An 18,665-nucleotide genomic window follows, 5' to 3' on the forward strand; every position below is an offset into this window, starting at 1 on the left:
TAATAGATATTATCTTATACTGGGGTTTTGGACGGTTTGCGCATTGTATCAGAAGCGCAAAGTGGAAGTGCGCCAAGGAAAGATTGGAGTGAGAAGACAAAGATGGCAGTCAACGAGCATCGGCTTTGCATGGGCTGCATGTCTGTGCGCAATGAAGAAGGACGCTGTAAGCAATGCGGATATGATCCTTCCGCGCCTGCAAATATTAACTTTATTCAGCCGGAAAGCCGGTTAAATGAGAAGTACATAGTCGGGAAACTTGTGTCCAGTGACCCGGAAGGGGCCTGGTATGTGGGTTATGACTGTGAGAAAGAAACCCGTATCTGGGTCCGGGAATATGTCCCTGCAAGCATCACCCGCAGGGACCACAGAGATTTCAGCGTTCAGCCGCTGGCCAGTTCAGAAGCCCAATACAAGGCTTTGATGTCTGATTTTGAAGATTTGTGCGGTTCGGTCATGAAACTGTCTGAATCGAGCCATGTTCTGCCGATTGAAGAATTAGTGCACGCCAATCACACGGTGTATGCGATTTACCGTTATCTGAAGACGATAACGCTTGAGAGCTTTTTGGTTCGAAGCGGCGGAAAGCTAAGCTGGCGCTATGCAAAAAAGCTATTAATGCCGCTTTACCATTCTGTGGTAAATCTACATAAACTGGGTTTGATTCATCGAGGTTTGTCTTCCCAGACGATCCAGCTGGATCAGTCCGGAACTCTCTGGATAAGCGGGTTTTCCATTGCCGCAGCCCGTACCAATAAGAGCGAAATTTCTGCCCAGCTTTTCCCTGGCTACTCCGCGCCGGAGCAGTATTCTCTGAACAGCTGGCAGGGGACCTGGACGGATGTTTACGCACTGGGTGCGATTACGTATCGTACGATCACAGGGCAGACGCCCCCCGCCGCCCTGGACAGAATCTATGGGGATGATTTGTTGGATAAACAGATTATTTCCAGTGATATCACTGAAAATATTGTAGAAACCATTAACAGAGCCCTCGCTGTTGAGGTGGAGGACCGTATTCAGACTGTAGAAGCGTTTATAGCAAGCCTCCTTGCTACGGAAGGCTCCAATACGGCGGTTTATGCTTCCCCCGCGCCGCACAGAAAAATGGAAGGTCCGGATATCCTTCACAATCAGCAGGTTGCCTATCAGAATGTACCTGCGAATCGCGGAGGTCAATCTGAAACCTATCAGGGCGGAATTGAGCTTATGCCGTCCCCTGCAATGGAGTATGAAATGAAGGATCATGTAAAGGCATCTGGAAGCACCGGAAAAAAGCAAAAGAAAAAGCGCACACATCCGGTACTTTCGCTGATATTATCTTTATTTGTTGCAACAAGTCTTTTGGCAGGTATTATGTATTGGATTGCAAATACTTATTTGAGTGATTTAATTCAGCCTGCGAGTGCTTCTTCCTCATCAGAATCATCCAGGACAAACACCGGTGAGGACTATGTGGATGATGGTGATGAAGACAGTACCTTGATACCCAAACTGGTCGGTAAAACCGCAGATTCCATTAAAGGCAATACAAATCTTGCGGAACGGTTTCAATTGGAGTATGTCGAAAAATTTAACAGTGATTATGAAAAAGGCGTAGTGTTTGATCAGCAGCCTGTTGAAGGGACCCCAATAGAAGGGATTGACAAAATTACGCTGTATGTTTCCAAGGGAGTCGAACAGGTTGAACTTCCTGATCTTGTCGATCTGCCGATTGAGGAAGCAACCGCGACGCTGACGGAACTGGAGCTTCAGTTTACAGTGATTCCTGTATTTAACAATGACTATGAACCGGGCGTTATTATTTCAACCGATCCGGTTGCCGGCACAATGGTTGATAAAAACAACGGTACAGTTTTGCTTAAAATTAAAAAAGAACTGCTTGAGGACGATAAACAAGAGGAAGAAGACCCGGGAGACGGCCCCAGTAAAAGTAATAAGAGCAGTAAGTCTTCAAAATCTTCCTCCAAAAGTAAAAGTAAAGACACCGAGAGCCGGTTGATTCATTCCAAGAATAATTAGCAGATTATTTAAAATACTAAAAAAGCGCCCGCAAACGCGGGCGCTTTTTTATAAAATCTTTTCTGAAAAAAAATTATTATTTTTTATAAAAAATTATTGATTATCTGATTTTTGCAACATATAATAGAATTGTGCATAAGTATATGCACGTGTGTTGAGTGGAAATATTGAATTTATCAACAGTGGAGGAGTAAAAATGAAAACATTGCTTTATGTGGCCCCATTAGCTGGTGCATTGGCGTTGATCTGTGCATGGTGGCTCGCTGCGTGGATTTATCAAAATCAAACAGGGACTGACCGTATGCAGGAAATATCATCTTACATACGTGAGGGAGCCATGGCTTTTTTGTTTCGGGAATATCGGACCATCGTTATTTTTGGCTTGGCAATGTTTATTATTCTGACTTTTGCAATAGGGATCGGGACTGCACTGACCTTTTTACTCGGGGCGCTTTTCTCAATATTTGCCGGTTTCTTTGGAATGAGGACAGCTACCTCGGCAAATGTGAGAACGGCGGCGGCAGCCAGAAACGGCATGCAGCAGGCGCTGAAAATTGCATTTCGGGGCGGGGCCGTTATGGGGCTTTGTGTCGTAGGCCTCGGCGTTTTAGGTGTGGGTGGTCTGTTAGCTGCATTGGGCTATGAAAATGCGAATTTACTGACCGGATTCGGTTTAGGCGCTTCTTCCATTGCTTTATTTGGACGTGTCGGGGGCGGTATCTATACAAAAGCTGCGGATGTCGGGGCTGACCTGGTTGGAAAGGTGGAAGCGGGAATCCCTGAAGATGACCCTAGAAATCCGGCGGTCATTGCCGATAACGTAGGCGATAACGTAGGCGATGTGGCAGGAATGGGGTCCGATCTGTTCGAATCCTATGTTGGCTCTATCATTTCAGCAATTACGCTTGCTGTTGCGATGCCGGAAGTGGATCCGCTGACGGGTTCGCTGTTTCCGCTGGTGCTTGCTTCGGTGGGAATTGTAGCATCCATTATTGCAATTTTTATGGTCGGCGGAAAAAAAGTGTCTAATCCTGCAAAGGCGCTTAACGCTGGCACGTATGTCAGCGGCGCAATTGTGGCTGTTTCTTCCTTTTTATTGAGCCGCTGGTTTTTTGGCAATCTCAGCGCCTTTCTTGCGGTTGCGGTGGGCTTGGTCGTGGGAATTTTAATCGGAAATGTCACGGAATACTATACATCCGGCGACTATAAGCCGGTGCGGGGAATTTCCAAGCAATGTGAAACAGGCCCGGCTACCACGATCATCGATGGGCTTGCTGTTGGTATGCTGTCTACTGTCTGGCCGATCCTTTTGATTGTGGCAGGAATCCTGGCTTCCTACTATTCCGCGGGACTTTACGGGATTTCGCTTGCCGCAATTGGTATGCTTTCCACAGCGGGAGTCGTTGTGGCGGTAGATGCTTATGGGCCTATCTCTGACAATGCAGGAGGTATTGCGGAGATGTCCAACCTTCCCCATGAAGTCCGCCAAATCACCGACCGCCTGGATGCTGTCGGAAATACAACCGCGGCGATTGGAAAAGGGTTTGCGATCGGTTCCGCAGCGCTGACGGCGCTGGCGCTTTTTGTCTCGTATTCTCAGATTGCGAAGATTTCAAGCATTGACCTGTTGTCTCCCAAAGTAGTCGGCGGGCTGCTGATTGGAGGGATGCTGCCGTTTTTGTTTTCCGCATTGACAATGAAATCTGTTGGCAAGGCAGCGTTCCAGATGATTGAGGAGGTGCGCAGGCAGTTCCGGTCAAATTCCAAAATCATGGAAGGGACGGAAAGTCCGGATTATGCCAAATGTGTGGACATTTCCACTGCGGCGGCTCTGAAAGAGATGGTATTCCCCGGCCTGCTGGCTGTTGTTAGCCCGATTGCCACCGGGATTGTCCTGGGAGTGGAAGCGCTTGGCGGGCTTCTGGCAGGTTCACTTGTGACGGGCGTGCTCCTTGCCATCATGATGTCCAACGCCGGCGGCGCGTGGGACAATGCCAAAAAATATATTGAAGAGGGCAACCACGGTGGAAAAGGTTCCGATTCACACAAAGCTGCGGTTGTCGGAGATACCGTCGGCGACCCGTTCAAAGATACGTCAGGACCCTCAATTAATATCCTGATCAAGCTTATGACCATTGTATCTGTGGTGTTTTTGCCCCTTTTTATGAGGCTTTAATCATTGACCATTCCAAGCAGAGCTGCGCGGACGGTTATCCGTCCGCGCAGCTCTGCTGATACCTTAAAATTCAAAACAGAATAACGAGAATAAATTTTTCAGGTTTTGGACACTTTATTGATTGACAAACAGAGCTCGGTATGTTAAAATTCGACATAGTTTTAGAGTCTTTGTAGACTGCTGTGTGATTAAGCAAAACGAACTTGACCATTCTTTTCAGAAAGAATTAAGGCCATACGGACAGCCGGGTCAACTGCCGATTGCAGCTTTTGCTGCATTATTGATTGAGTTAGAAGCTCAAATTTTATAAGTTGGTTACTTCATAACCATGTGTATTCATTGCACAACACTTGTGAAACGGTCAATAAGAGTAGTAAAAGTAAGTTTTTGCTATATAGACTCTAATATCTGCATAGAGAATAACAAAATTGGATGAAAATTCAATTGTTAATAATATTGTGGAATATGACTCAAGTGATTGTTGCGGTGGAATACTGCGCGGTTACTTGAGTTTTTATTTTGGGGAGTGTGAACGATGGAAAACAAGCTGACTTTATATGGGTTCAACAATCTTACGAAGTCCCTCAGTTTCAATATTTACGATGTATGTTATGCGAAAAGCGAACGGGAGCAGCGGGATTATGTAGCTTATATCGATGAGCAGTATAATTCGGAAAGGCTGACTGATATTCTCTATCATGTCACGGATATGATAGGCGCGCATGTGCTTCATGTTTCCAAGCAGGATTATGATCCGCAGGGGGCCAGTGTTACCTTTCTGATCGCAGAAGAAACGATGCTGCCTGCGAAAAACGGAGAAACACTGGTTGCTCATTTGGACAAAAGCCATGTAACGGTTCATACTTATCCCGAATTTCACCCCGATACCTCTATCGCCACCTTCCGTGTTGACATCGATGTCGCCACGTGCGGCGAAATTACACCTCTGAGTACATTGGATTTTCTCATCGGGAGCTTTGATTCTGATATTATTACGATGGATTACCGGGTCAGAGGGTTTACAAGGGACATCAGCGGCAAAAAGCTGTTTATGGATCATAAAATCACTTCCATTCAGGATTATGTTGATGAAAAGACGCTGGAACGTTACGATGCGATTGATATTAATATCTATCAGTCCAACCTTTTCCACACGAAAATGCTGATTAAAGAGGTAGACCTTCAGAATTATTTGTTTAACACGGATGTATATGAGCTGCACCCCAAAACACGGCTTTCCATTACAAACAGTCTGCGCAAGGAAATGATTGAAATTTTCAGCGGCGTAAATGTGTACTAAAAGGGAGGAGAGAAATGGACTTGTCTGCGCAGGAGCGAGCTCCGATTCTGGAAGCTTTGCAGAAATTTAAAAAGCAGCGGGTGGTTCCGTTTGATGTTCCCGGCCATAAGCGCGGCAGGGGAAACAGGGAATTGACCGATTTTTTAGGGGAACAGTGTGTGACAATTGATGTGAACTCGATGAGACCTTTGGACAATCTCTGTCATCCAGTTTCCGTTATCAGGGAAGCGGAGCAGCTGACAGCAGAAGCTTTTGGCGCCTCACACGCATTTTTTATGGTGAACGGCACGACTTCGGCTGTACAGGCTATGGTGCTGTCCGCCTGTAAAAAAGGCGAAAAGATGATCGTTCCACGGAATGTGCACCGCAGCGTTATCAATGCCATGATTATTGGCGGAGCAATTCCTGTCTATGTCAATCCCCAGACCAACCGGCAGCTTGGCATTGCGCTGGGCATGTCTGTTTCTGAAATTCAGAAAGCAATTGAGGAAAATCCCGATGCAAAGGCGGTTTTTGTCAATAATCCCACCTATTACGGCATCTGTTCCAACCTAAAGGCGATTACAGAGCTGGCACATCGCCATCATATGCAGGTTCTGGTTGACGAAGCACATGGAACACACTTCTATTTCGGTGAAAATCTGCCGGTATCCGCGATGGCAGCCGGAGCGGACATGGCGTCCGTCAGTATGCATAAATCCGGAGGATCGCTTACACAGAGTTCTTTTCTGCTGACAGGAAAAGCGGTCAACGCGTCCTATGTCCGACAGATCATTAACCTGACACAGACAACTAGTGGTTCCTATCTTCTGCTTTCCAGCCTGGATATTTCACGCCGGAATCTGAGCCTGCATGGGAAAGAACAGTTCGGGCAGGTCGTAGAGATAGCGCAGTACGCCAGAAATGAAATTAACCGAATCGGAGATTATTACGCTTACTCGAAAGAACTGATCAATGGCGATACCATCTTTGATTTCGATGTGACAAAACTGTCTATTCATACGCTCGAAATCGGGCTTGCAGGAATCGAAGTTTACGATATTCTGCGCGATGAATATGACATTCAGGTTGAGTTTGGAGATATCGGTAACATTCTGGCCTATATTTCCATAGGCGACAGACAAAAAGACATCGAACGTCTTGTCAGCGCGCTGGCGGAAATCCGACGCAGATATAAAAGAGATAAAACAGGAATGCTGGAACAGGAATACCTCTCTCCCAAGGTGGTTCTGCCTCCGCAGCAGGCTTTTTATGCGGACAAGACTTCTGTTCCAATTGAAGAGAGCGCCGGTCATGTCTGCACAGAATTTGTGATGTGCTATCCGCCGGGAATTCCGATTCTGGCTCCCGGCGAAGAAATTACCCCAGAGATTATCGAATATATTCAGTACGCGAAAGCAAAGGGCTGTTTTCTGACAGGTGCGGAAGATATGAACACCGACCGGCTGAATGTATTAAAGGAGGAAGGCTGATGGAGCTTTGGTATTCGGAAAAGCACACGCCGAGCGTGAAATTTTCAATTCAGGTCGAAAAGCAGCTTTACAGCGGAACAAGCCCGTTCCAGCGGATAGATGTATTTGAATCCCAGGAATTCGGCAGATTTTTAACGCTGGACGGATTCATGATGCTGACAGAAAAAGACGAGTTTATCTACCATGAAATGATTACACATGTCCCTATGGCGGTGCATCCCTCTGCCAGACGGGTTCTCGTAATCGGCGCCGGGGACGGCGGCGTAGTGCGGGAATTGACCCGCTATCAGAGCATTGAACAGATTGACATGGTCGAAATTGATGAACAGGTTGTTCGGGTCTGCATGGAATATCTTCCCCAGACGGCCTGTGGTTTTGAAGACAAAAGAGTTTACATTTTTTATGAAGACGGCCTGAAATTTATCCGAAGATGTGAAAACAGCTATGACCTTATTATTGTGGATTCAACCGACCCATTTGGACCTGGCGAGGGGTTGTTTACGAAAGAATTTTATGGAAATTGCTATAATGCTCTGAAGGAAGACGGCATTATGGTGAACCAGCATGAAAGCCCTTTCTACGAGGACGACGCAATCGCGATGCAGAGAGCGCACAAAAGAATCGTGGAATCTTTTAAAATCAGCAGGGTCTATCAGGCCCATATTCCAACCTATCCGTCCGGGCACTGGCTGTTCGGTTTCGCGTCCAAAAAATACCATCCGGTGGCAGACCTGCACGCGAAGCAGTGGAATGAGCTTGGGCTGAAAACCCGCTACTATAATACGAACCTGCATAAAGGTGCTTTTGCTTTGCCGAATTATGTGGAGGAGATGCTGTCCGATGTGGAATAAGAATATTGAGACCTTCCTTGGGTGTGACAGCGAGTATCCAAAGGCACAGCTTGTGATTTTCGGAGTGCCTTTTGATTCCACAACCTCCTACCGGCCGGGAACAAGGTTTGCAAGCAAAACCATGCGGGGGGAGTCGTATGGCATTGAAACATACAGCCCGTATCAGGACAGGGACCTGGCAGAAATTGCAGTTTTTGACGGCGGTGATTTGGAACTGCCGTTCGGAAATACCATAAGAGTGCTGAACGAAATTGAAGCATGTACCGCTCAGGTCGTCAAAGACGGGAAACTGCCGGTTATGATCGGGGGCGAACATCTGGTAACACTCGGGGCTGTCCGGGCAGTTCTTCAGAAATTCCCGGACCTGCATGTCATCCAGTTTGATGCGCATGCGGATTTGCGGGAAGACTACTTGGGAGAACAGTTGTCTCATGCAACTGTGATGCGCCGTATTTGGGATTTAACAGGGGATGGAAGGCTGTTCCAGTTTGGAATCCGTTCGGGAGAAAAGGCCGAATTTGAATTTTCTAAAAATCATACGATTCTGAACAGATTTAATTTTGCAGATTTGGATAAGATCGTAGAACGATTATCTGGAAAGCCGATTTACTTTACACTGGATTTAGACGTTCTGGATCCATCAACATTTCCCGGAACAGGAACCCCAGAGGCGGGAGGCGTCGACTTCCCGGAATTGTTGGATGCCATTCTGCAAATCAGCAAATTAAACATCGTAGGCTGCGATATCAACGAGCTTTCTCCCGTCTACGACCAGAGCGGGAGATCCACTGCGGCTGCCTGCAAGATTCTGCGGGAAATGCTGCTTGCTTTCGGCGGAAAAGAAAAATCAAACTAACGGGAATTTAGGAGGTATTTAGAATGGGAAAAGCTTTAATTATCGGCTGCGGCGGTGTTGCCAGTGTAGCAATTCATAAGTGCTGCCAAAACAGCGAAATTTTTGAGGAGATCATGATCGCGAGCAGAACCAAAAGCAAATGCGATGCTTTAAAAGCAAAGCTGGACGGCGGAAAAACAAAAATCCATACCGCACAGGTAGATGCGGATCATGTGGAGGAACTGATTGCCTTGATCAACCGCTTTCAGCCTGATGTTGTGCTGAACCTCGCTTTGCCCTATCAGGACCTGACGATCATGGATGCGTGTCTGGCTACAAAAACAAACTATGTCGATACGGCAAATTATGAGCCCCTTGATACGGCGAAGTTTGAATATAAATGGCAGTGGGCGTACCGGGAGCGCTTTGAGAAAGCCGGCATCACCGCATTGCTGGGGTGTGGTTTTGACCCGGGAGTGACCGGAGTATTTTCTGCTTACGCGCAGAAGCACGAATTTGATGAGATCAACGAAATAGATATTCTGGACGCGAACGCAGGCGATCACGGTTATCCGTTTGCAACCAATTTCAACCCTGAGATCAATATCAGGGAAGTCAGCGCAAAGGGCAGCTACTGGGAAAACGGAAAGTGGGTGGAAACAGAACCGATGGAAATCAAACGGGTCTATGATTTCCCCGAAATCGGCGAGAAAGACATGTATCTGCTTCACCATGAGGAACTGGAGTCTCTGGCGCTTCATATAAAAGGCATCAGAAGAATCCGTTTCTTCATGACTTTTGGTCAGAGCTATCTCACCCATCTGAAATGTCTGGAAAATGTCGGCATGACTTCGATTGAACCAATCGAATATAACGGCATGAAAATTGTTCCGCTGCAATTTTTGAAGGCTGTGCTGCCCGATCCCGCCTCCCTTGGCCCGAGAACGAAAGGGAAAACCAATATCGGCTGCATCTTCAAAGGGAAAAAAGACGGCAAAGAGAAAACCTATTATCTCTATAACGTATGTGATCATCAGGAATGCTACAAGGAAGTGGGTTCGCAGGCCATTTCCTATACAACCGGTGTCCCTGCAATGATCGGCGCAATGATGGTGATGAACGGGACCTGGAGGAAGCCGGGCGTATTTAATGTCGAGGAGCTTGATCCGGACCCGTTTATGGATGCGCTGAATCAATGGGGACTGCCGTGGCAGGAAAGCTACCATCCTGACTTGGTGGATTAAACGATGGGGCTTGGATTTGATTTAAATGCGGTTGAAACCCCGTATTACATCGTCGATGAAACCCTGCTGATTAAAAATCTTGAAATTTTAAAAAAGGTAATTGACCAGACGGGCTGTCATATCCTTTTGGCGCAAAAAGCCTTTTCCATGTATTCGCTTTATCCTTTGATTGGGAACTATCTAAACGGTACTACTGCCAGCGGTTTAAACGAGGCAAAATTGGGCTATGAGGAGATGGGCGGCGAAACGCATATTTTTTCTCCCGCATATTCAGAAAAAGAGTTTGATGAAATTCTGAACATCTGCGACCATATTATCTTCAACTCTTTTTCCCAGTGGCAGCTTTTCCGGAAAAAAGCGTTGGCATCAGGCAAGCAATTTGGTATTCGGATTAATCCGGAGTGTTCAACACAAGATCATGCCATTTATGACCCATGTTCTTTCGGTTCGCGGCTTGGGGTTACGCTTGAGAGTTTTCGACCGGATTTGCTTGACGGAATCAGCGGGTTTCATTTCCATACACTGTGCGAGCAGAACGCGGATGCATTGGTGAAAACGCTTGAAATAGTGGAGCAAAAGTTTGGCAAATTTTTCAGCCGCATGAAGTGGATTAATTTTGGCGGAGGACATCATATCACCCGGAATGACTACGATGTGAATGCGCTGGTTGCCTGTATCAGGCGGTTTCAGGAGCAATATGGGCTTGAGGTTTATCTGGAACCGGGCGAAGCGGTCGCTCTCAACACCGGATATCTTGTCAGTACGGTGGTGGATGTGATCGAGAATGGCATCAAAATCGCAATCTTAGACACTTCCGCCGCCTGTCATATGCCGGATGTCCTGGAAATGCCCTACCGCCCTAATATTGTGGACGCCGGTTTGCCGGATGAAAAACAGTTTATTTATCGTTTGGGCGGCCCGACCTGTCTTGCGGGAGACATCATCGGGGATTACTCCTTTGATCAGCCCCTCCGAAGAGGAGATAAACTGGTGTTCTGCGATATGGCACATTATTCGATGGTAAAGAACAATACCTTCAACGGTATGAATTTGCCGTCCATTGCAATAGCAGACAAAGATCATCGGGTAAAACTGGTCAAAAGCTTTGGCTATGAAGATTTTAAGGAACGCTTATAACAAGAGAGCCGCCCTGCGTGCAGGGCGGCTCTCTTGTTATTGATTCAGAATTACAATTCAGAACGGTAGAAATTAATCAGGCACCCGTGAACCAGAATCTTCTTTTCGTCCTCCGTTAGGTTTCCAATTCTAAGGGTAATCGTTTTGACTTGACCGCCCAATACATAGGCGGGAATGGATTCCGCGCCTTCCAGAATTGCCGTACGGATATTGGGAATATAGAGATAATCGTCTTTCGCGAATTCCGGGTTTCCGTCAAGAAGAAAAGGCACCATTCCCCAGTTGATCAGGTTGGAGCGGTAACGCTTTGTCGCATATTCCTGCGCCAGATTTGCCCACGCGCCTAAAACACGCTGACAGGACGCTGCCTGTTCACGCGCTGAACCGTCGCCGGGGCGCACTGCGTAGATGGTGCTTCCAATCCCGACCTCGGCAGGGTCAAGAGATTCCATATCGGGAACCGTTTTCAGCTTTTCATAAACGCCGGCAAGCTGCGCGTTGACCGATGCCATATCGCCGCCTTCCCGGGCAATTTCCAAAGCCTGGACCGCTTTGGCATTGCTGACATACAGCGGGTCTTTGCGGCTCAGGGTGAATTCCGCCAGCCGCAACGGGTTAGAACGGAAAGAGGAAGTCTCGCCGGAAGGAATCAACTCGTCGGTCGTCGTCACAGGGTCGGTAATAAAAGAAACCACTTTCAGCAGCAGATGTTCCGTTAACGAGGGAATAACCGGCCAATCCTTAATATTGGGACCGAATTGCAGCTGTACCTCCGGTTCCGCTTTGCCCGTACCGTCATAAACACGTTTTTCATAGATTCCCTGATCAAAATAGTATTTCGGATGAGAGAAATTCACGTCCAATTCCGTTGCCGCAGTCAGGCGCCCACCGTTGATCGCGGTCGCGGCAACAGAACGGGCATCCATTAAAGCAACGGAAGCAATCTGTCCCTCGCCGGGTTTGCTGCCCTCGCGGTTCGGGAAATTCCGGGTGGTGTGGCGGATGGACAGCTCTCCGTTGGCAGGGGTATCGCCCGCGCCGAAGCAAGGCCCGCAGAACGCGGAACGGACAACAGCACCGGAAGCCATAATCCGGGAAATCGAACCGTTGCGCACCAGTTCCAGATAGTTGGGCTGGCTGTCGGGATAAACGCTCATTGTAAAATTACCGTTGCCGACCGAATGTCCGTCAAGAATATCGGCAACATCACAGAGATTGTCAAACGTGCCTCCCGCGCACCCGGCAACGATTCCCTGATCGACATGGATTTCGCCGTTTCTCAGCTTGCCGAGCAGATTCATGGAGAGGTTCTTGTTGCCCAGCTGTGCCAGGCAGTCCTTTTCCACCTTAGCCAGAATATCCGCCGCATTTGCTTTCAGCTCGGAAATGGTGTAAACATTGCTGGGGTGGAAGGGGAGCGCGATTGACGGTTCGATTGTGGAAAGATCCACATAAATCATCCCGTCGTAATAGGCAACATCACCCGGTTTCAACTCCTGATAAGCATCGGGTCGGCCATGGATGCCAAAATAGTCCTTGGTTTCGCTGTCTGTGCACCAGATGGAGGACCAGCAGGTGGTTTCGGTCGTCATAACGTCTATTCCGTTGCGGAACTGGATCGGCAGATTTGCAATCCCGTCTCCCACAAATTCCATTACTTTATTTTTAACACAACCGTTTTGATAGGTTGCCCCGATAATGGCCAACGCAACATCATGAGGTCCGACCCCTTTTTGCGGTTTGCCTGTCAGGTAAACGCCGATTACATCGGGCGCGGACACATCATACGTGCGGCCGACCAGCTGCTTTGCAAGCTCGCCGCCGCCCTCACCGACCGCCATGGTACCCAAAGCGCCATAGCGTGTATGACTATCGGAGCCTAGAATCATCCTGCCGCAGCCGGCCATCATTTCACGGTTGAAGGAGTGAATGACCGCAAGATTGGGCGGGACGTAAATCCCACCGTATTTTTTGGCGGCGGAAAGGGCAAACATGTGGTCGTCCTCATTGATGGTGCCGCCTACCGCACAAAGAGTATTGTGGCAGTTAGTTAACACATAGGGCATCGGGAATTTCGTCATGCCGCTTGCTCTTGCGGTCTGAATAATCCCCACATAGGTAATGTCATGTGAGGTCAGGGAATCGTAACGAAGCCGAAGCTGTTTCTCATGATCGGAAGTGTTATGTTTAGATAGAATGGAATAAGCAATCGTATTTCTTTTTGCGGATCGCTTATCAGTTGTTTTGCCTGCTTTGGCAAGCTGTACGGGGGATTCATGGCTGTCCGGAATGATTTCGGTCCCGTTTATCAGATAAACGCCGGTATCATAGAGTTTGATCATGTGACACGTCCTTTCAACAAATCATATAACAGGAAGCCCGGGGAACCGGGAAGTTCTCCGGCTTCGTTCGCGCGTATTGCTGAAAACCGCCTGCGGACGGCAGTTTTATCCAAACATGGTATATGGTGGAACTTTTATCGGCAGGCTTCAAAATAGATTGGCAATTGTGAAAATGCTGAATGATTTTACATCACTTTTGCAGGATGATCTCATTTATAATTCATATTTTACCTATTCTAATCATACAGCTTTCCCCATGAATAGTCAATATCATGCCTTGTGAACAAAAGTTTCCGGCTAATTTTCAAACATTTGTTCGATTTTTTTGTGAAATTGCATTTACTAATTGATCATTCAGTGGTAAAATAACTAAGACAATATGATGGTACTGATCAGATCTGTGAGAAAAGGGAGGCGTAACGAGTGCCCGATCAGTTTTTACTTCGCTCCAGTTATAAACCCACCGGTGACCAGCCGGATGCGATCAACCAGTTGGTGGACGGGATTCTCTCGGGCGCTCGTGAGCAGACGCTTCTTGGCGTAACGGGTTCAGGCAAGACCTTTACAATGGCGAATGTGATTGAACGGGTGAATCGCCCGACGCTGGTTCTTGCACACAATAAAACGTTGGCGGCACAGCTTTGTTCAGAATTTAGGGAGTTTTTCCCTGAAAATGCCGTGGAGTATTTTGTCAGTTATTATGACTATTACCAGCCGGAGGCTTATATTGCCCATACCGACACCTATATTGAAAAGGATTCGGCAATCAATGATGAAATTGAAAAATTGAGGCATTCGGCCACAGCGGCTTTAGGGGAACGGCGCGACGTCATCATCGTTGCCAGTGTATCGTGCATTTACACATTGGGAGACCCGATTGATTATAAAAACATGGTTATTTCCCTGCGTACCGGGCAGACCAGGGATCGGGATGAGCTGATCAAAAAACTGGTGGAAATTCAGTATGAGCGCAACGATATCAATTTTGTCCGCAATAAATTTCGTGTGCGCGGCGACGTGGTGGAGGTTTTTCCGGTTTATTCGGGCGATACGGCGGTCCGTATTGAATTCTTTGGGGATGAAATCGACCGCATCAGCGAAATCAACACCTTAACCGGCGAAGTTAAGAATGTGGTGACCCATGTGGCGATTTATCCTGCGTCCCATTATATCGTGCCGCGGGACAAAATGAATGCCGCCATAGACGATATTCGAAAAGAATGCGACGAGCGGGTTGCCTATTTTCAAAGGGAAGGAAAGCTGATTGAGGCGCAGCGCATCGCGGAACGCACCAACTATGATATTGAGATGCTGCAGGAAATCGGCTTTTGCAAGGGAATTGAGAACTATTCGCGCGTCATTTCCGGACGTGCCCCCGGCAGTACCCCTTACACGCTTCTCGATTATTTCCCGAAGGATTTTTTGTTGTTTGTGGATGAGTCCCATGTGACACTGCCGCAGGTACGGGGAATGTATGGCGGAGATCAGGCAAGGAAAAAGAACCTCATCGATTATGGCTTCCGGCTTCCGTCCGCCTTTGACAACCGTCCGCTGAATTTCGACGAGTTTTACGGGAAACTCAATCAGACGATATTCGTCAGCGCAACCCCGGGAAACCTGGAGCGTGAAAAAAGCACCCAGATCGTGGAGCAGGTCATCCGGCCGACGGGCCTTGTCGACCCCGAGGTTGAGGTGCGGCCCATTGAAGGCCAGATTGACGATCTGCTGTCAGAAATTAATCTGCGGGCGCAAGTTGGGGAACGCACGCTTGTAACGACACTGACCAAAAAAATGGCGGAGGATTTGACCGCTTACCTGGAAAATATGGGAGTCCGCATCCGTTATATGCATCATGATATCGACACGATCGAGCGGATGGAAATTATCCGCGACCTGCGCCTTGGCGAGTTTGACGTGCTGGTTGGCATCAACCTGCTGCGCGAAGGGCTTGATATTCCGGAAGTATCTCTGGTCGCGATACTCGACGCAGACAAAGAAGGTTTTCTGCGCAGTGAAACCTCGCTGGTACAGACGATAGGGCGGGCGGCCCGAAATGCGAAAGGCAAGGTCATTATGTATGCCGACAGCGTAACGGATTCTATGGAGCATGCAATCAGGGAAACCTACCGCCGGCGTGAAATACAGATTGCGTATAACAAAGAACACGGGATCATCCCGCAAACCATTAAAAAAGACGTTCGTGATATTCTTGAAATTTCCGCGAAAGACGAAAACGGAGACCGCAAAAAGAGCGGCAAGAAGATGTCTCATAAAGAGCGGGAGGCATTGATTGCTAAACTAACAATGGAGATGAAAAACGCCGCCAAGATCCTGGAATTTGAGCATGCCGCTTATCTCAGAGATAAAATTACGAAATTGAAAGCGGAAAACGAACGTCCCAGCAGAGTCCCAAAATAATTCTACTGAATGGAAGAGTACAAAAATGGCATTGGATAAAATTATTATCAAAGGTGCGCGTGAGCACAACTTAAAGAATGTGAATCTGGAAATTCCGCGTGACAAGTTAATTGTCTTTACAGGACTTTCCGGTTCCGGAAAAAGTTCACTGGCGTTCGACACGATCTATGCGGACGGGCAGCGGCGCTACGTGGAAAGCCTGTCCAGCTATGCCCGCCAGTTTCTTGGGCAGTCGGAAAAACCGGATGTGGACAGCATTGAAGGGCTTTCTCCCGCGATTTCCATTGATCAGAAAACAACATCGAAAAATCCGCGTTCCACAGTCGGCACCGTGACGGAAATTTACGACTACCTGCGTCTGCTTTACGCCCGAATCGGAATTCCGCATTGCCCGGTCTGCGGTCGCCCGATTGAACAGCAGACTGTAGACCAGATGGTGGACAAAATTATGGCTCTGCCGTCCGGGACAAAGATTCAGGTGCTGGCGCCTACCGTCCGCGGACGCAAGGGGGAACATCTCAAGGAATTTGACGCCGCCCGCCGTTCCGGTTATGTGCGGGTCCGCGTGGATGGCAGTATTTACGACTTGTCGGAAGATATCAGGCTTGAGAAAAATAAAAAACATACCATCGAAATTGTTGTGGATCGTTTGGCCGTTAAAGAGGAAGTCCGTTCCAGACTTGCGGATTCTTTGGAAACTGCGTTATCCCTTTCGGGTGGCCTTGTGGTAATTGACGCAGGGGAAGAGCACGGGGAGCTGAACTTTTCCCAAAATTATGCCTGCCCGGATCACGACATCAGCATTGAGGAACTGACCCCCCGGATGTTTTCTTTTAATGCGCCTTACGGAGCTTGTGAAAAATGCACCGGGCTTGGGACATTTCTAAAGGTTGACCCTGATCTGGTGATTCCCAATAAACGCCTGACCGTTCGTGAGGGTGCCATTCGTGCTTCCGGCTGGTATTATGCCGAGGGTGGAATTGCGCAGATGTATTATGAAGGCCTTGCCAAACACTACCATTTTTCGCTGGATGTGCCGGTTTCCCAGCTGCCGCCGAAGGTGATCGATCTTCTGCTCTACGGTACAAAGGGAGAAAAAATCCAGCTCTATCGGGAAACGGGAAGCAGTAAAGGCTCTTACTTTACAGACTTTGAAGGTGTCGTAAATAATCTGGAGCGTCGCTTCCGTGAAACAAATTCCAACTGGATGCGCGATGAAATCACAACATGGATGAACAGCGTTGAGTGCCCGGTCTGTCATGGTGACCGTTTGAATAAAACCGTTCTGGCGGTGACCGTCGGGGGGCTGAATATCAGCGAGTTCTGTAAGCTTTCGGTGATACAGGCTTTGGACTTTTTGGACAAGCTGCAGCTGACCCCGCGTGAACAGATGATTTCCGATTTGATCATTAAGGAAATCCGTAATCGCCTGGGGTTCCTGCAAAGCGTCGGGCTGGAATACTTAACGCTGGCGCGTTCTGCCGGAACGCTTTCCGGTGGAGAAAGCCAGCGAATCCGGCTGGCTACCCAAATCGGTTCCTCGCTGATGGGCGTGCTTTATATTCTGGACGAGCCTTCCATCGGCCTGCATCAGCGGGATAACGACAAATTAATTGCGACTTTGAAGCGTCTGCGTGATCTTGGAAATACGCTGATTGTGGTAGAGCATGATGAGGACACAATGTACGCCGCCGACTATATTGTTGATGTGGGCCCGGGCGCCGGAATTCACGGAGGGGAAATTGTCTGTGCGGGAACCATCGATGACATCAAGGCCTGTGGGCACTCTATCACGGGCCAGTATCTGTCCGGCAGAAAAAAGATTGAGATTCCCCAAATACGCAGAAAAGGCAATGGAAAATCTTTAAAAATCATCGGTGCGGCCGAGAATAATTTAAAGGATGTCGACGCTGAATTCCCGCTCGGGGTATTTACTGTAGTAACCGGTGTGTCCGGTTCCGGCAAAAGCTCGCTGATTAATGAGGTACTGTTTAAGCGCCTGACAAAGGAATTGACGAACCCGCGTGTAAAACCGGGTAAACATGCCGAGTTGCAGGGGATCGAATACATCGATAAGGTAATTGACATCGACCAGTCTCCGATCGGACGCACTCCGCGTTCGAATCCCGCCACCTATACCGGTGTTTTTACAGATATCAGGGAGATTTTTGCGCAGACCAATGACGCAAAAATGCGCGGTTACAAATCCGGCCGGTTCTCCTTTAACGTGAAGGGCGGCCGCTGCGAAGCCTGCGAGGGGGACGGCATTGTCCGCATTGAGATGCATTTTCTGCCCGATATTTATGTGCCATGTGAAGTATGCAAAGGAAAACGTTATAACAGGGAGACGCTGGAAGTCAAATATAAAGGCAAGTCCATTTATGACGTGTTGGAAATGACTGTGGAAGAAGCGCTGGACTTTTTTCAGAACGTGCCTAAGATTGCGCGCAAGCTGCAAACTTTAATGGATGTTGGGCTTGGCTATGTTAAGGTCGGCCAGCCCGCAACCACGCTGTCTGGAGGAGAAGCACAGCGGGTAAAGCTTGCAACAGAGCTTTCCCGCCGGCCAACCGGGAAAACGGTTTATATTCTGGATGAGCCGACGACCGGTTTGCATACCGCCGATGTGCATAAGCTTATCGAAGTCCTGCAGACAATTGTAGATTCGGGGAACACGGTCATTACGATTGAACATAATCTGGAGGTTATCAAAACTGCGGATTATATTATTGATTTGGGGCCCGAGGGCGGTGACCGGGGCGGCACCATTGTTGCAACGGGAACTCCGGAAGAAATCTGCAAAGTGGAACGTTCTTATACCGGTCAATATTTGAAAAAAATTCTGTATCCGGCAAAATAGGTGGTTTA

General features: G+C 48.1%; 11 protein-coding genes. 10 read left to right on the plus strand and 1 reads right to left on the minus strand.

The features are described 5' to 3' along the window. The first annotated feature begins 102 nt into the window (after positions 1–102). From C1A10_RS17065 to nspC, 8 genes are all read left to right on the plus strand, one after another. A complete protein-coding gene (locus tag C1A10_RS17065) occupies positions 103–2,022 on the plus strand; it encodes a PASTA domain-containing protein (protein WP_101911394.1) in 1,920 nt (639 codons plus the stop codon). Positions 2,023–2,218: 196 nt separating this feature from the next. Next, entirely contained in the window at positions 2,219–4,198 is a 1,980-nt protein-coding gene (locus C1A10_RS17070; protein ID WP_101911395.1) for a sodium-translocating pyrophosphatase, read from the plus strand. A 535-nt stretch (positions 4,199–4,733) separates the two neighbouring features. Continuing rightward, the gene (speD, locus tag C1A10_RS17075; RefSeq protein WP_101911396.1) at positions 4,734–5,498 is read left to right on the plus strand and encodes an adenosylmethionine decarboxylase; all 765 of its coding nucleotides are present in this window, start codon (positions 4,734–4,736) and stop codon (positions 5,496–5,498) included. 14 nt (positions 5,499–5,512) lie between these two features. Beyond that, entirely contained in the window at positions 5,513–6,970 is a 1,458-nt protein-coding gene (locus tag C1A10_RS17080; protein ID WP_101911397.1) for an aminotransferase class I/II-fold pyridoxal phosphate-dependent enzyme, read from the plus strand. Beyond that, complete coding sequence (speE, locus tag C1A10_RS17085) at positions 6,970–7,821, plus strand: polyamine aminopropyltransferase (protein ID WP_101911398.1); 852 nt, start codon at positions 6,970–6,972, stop codon at positions 7,819–7,821. Before C1A10_RS17080 ends, speE begins: the two co-directional genes overlap by 1 nt. Next, positions 7,811–8,677, plus strand: a complete 867-nt coding sequence (gene speB / locus C1A10_RS17090) for an agmatinase (RefSeq protein WP_101911399.1) — start codon at positions 7,811–7,813, stop codon at positions 8,675–8,677. The genes speE and speB overlap by 11 nt, the downstream gene beginning before the upstream one ends. A 23-nt stretch (positions 8,678–8,700) precedes the next feature. After that, a complete protein-coding gene (locus C1A10_RS17095) occupies positions 8,701–9,900 on the plus strand; it encodes a saccharopine dehydrogenase family protein (protein ID WP_101911400.1) in 1,200 nt (399 codons plus the stop codon). Between the two features lie 3 nt (positions 9,901–9,903). Beyond that, on the plus strand, positions 9,904–11,037 hold the full coding sequence (nspC, locus tag C1A10_RS17100) for a carboxynorspermidine decarboxylase (RefSeq protein ID WP_101911401.1): 1,134 nt from the start codon (positions 9,904–9,906) through the stop codon (positions 11,035–11,037). Between the two features lie 50 nt (positions 11,038–11,087). On the opposite strand, the gene C1A10_RS17105 is transcribed toward nspC, so the two are convergent. Next, complete coding sequence (locus C1A10_RS17105) at positions 11,088–13,379, minus strand: hydratase (RefSeq protein WP_101911402.1); 2,292 nt, start codon at positions 13,377–13,379, stop codon at positions 11,088–11,090. Between the two features lie 423 nt (positions 13,380–13,802). Between C1A10_RS17105 and uvrB the strand changes: the two genes are divergently transcribed. Together uvrB and uvrA are read left to right on the plus strand one after the other, a co-directional pair. After that, complete coding sequence (gene uvrB / locus C1A10_RS17110) at positions 13,803–15,797, plus strand: excinuclease ABC subunit UvrB (RefSeq protein WP_101911403.1); 1,995 nt, start codon at positions 13,803–13,805, stop codon at positions 15,795–15,797. 25 nt (positions 15,798–15,822) lie between these two features. After that, entirely contained in the window at positions 15,823–18,657 is a 2,835-nt protein-coding gene (gene uvrA, locus C1A10_RS17115) for an excinuclease ABC subunit UvrA (RefSeq protein ID WP_101911404.1), read from the plus strand. Positions 18,658–18,665: the final 8 nt, after the last annotated feature.

Origin of the sequence: Marasmitruncus massiliensis (genome assembly GCF_900186535.1) — a bacterium.
In the GTDB taxonomy this organism is placed as follows: domain Bacteria; phylum Bacillota; class Clostridia; order Oscillospirales; family Ruminococcaceae; genus Anaerotruncus; species Anaerotruncus massiliensis_A.

What these genes read in the sequence shown, in the direction of transcription:
- uvrA (WP_101911404.1), top strand. Translation starts at nt 15,823, where the DNA reads ATGGCATTGGATAAAATTATTATCAAAGGTGCGCGTGAGCACAACTTA.
- C1A10_RS17095 (WP_101911400.1), top strand. Translation starts at nt 8,701, where the DNA reads ATGGGAAAAGCTTTAATTATCGGCTGCGGCGGTGTTGCCAGTGTAGCA.
- C1A10_RS17070 (WP_101911395.1), top strand. Translation starts at nt 2,219, where the DNA reads ATGAAAACATTGCTTTATGTGGCCCCATTAGCTGGTGCATTGGCGTTG.
- speE (WP_101911398.1), top strand. Translation starts at nt 6,970, where the DNA reads ATGGAGCTTTGGTATTCGGAAAAGCACACGCCGAGCGTGAAATTTTCA.
- C1A10_RS17065 (WP_101911394.1), top strand. Translation starts at nt 103, where the DNA reads ATGGCAGTCAACGAGCATCGGCTTTGCATGGGCTGCATGTCTGTGCGC.
- speD (WP_101911396.1), top strand. Translation starts at nt 4,734, where the DNA reads ATGGAAAACAAGCTGACTTTATATGGGTTCAACAATCTTACGAAGTCC.
- speB (WP_101911399.1), top strand. Translation starts at nt 7,811, where the DNA reads ATGTGGAATAAGAATATTGAGACCTTCCTTGGGTGTGACAGCGAGTAT.
- C1A10_RS17105 (WP_101911402.1), bottom strand. Translation starts at nt 13,379, where the DNA reads ATGATCAAACTCTATGATACCGGCGTTTATCTGATAAACGGGACCGAA.
- C1A10_RS17080 (WP_101911397.1), top strand. Translation starts at nt 5,513, where the DNA reads ATGGACTTGTCTGCGCAGGAGCGAGCTCCGATTCTGGAAGCTTTGCAG.
- nspC (WP_101911401.1), top strand. Translation starts at nt 9,904, where the DNA reads ATGGGGCTTGGATTTGATTTAAATGCGGTTGAAACCCCGTATTACATC.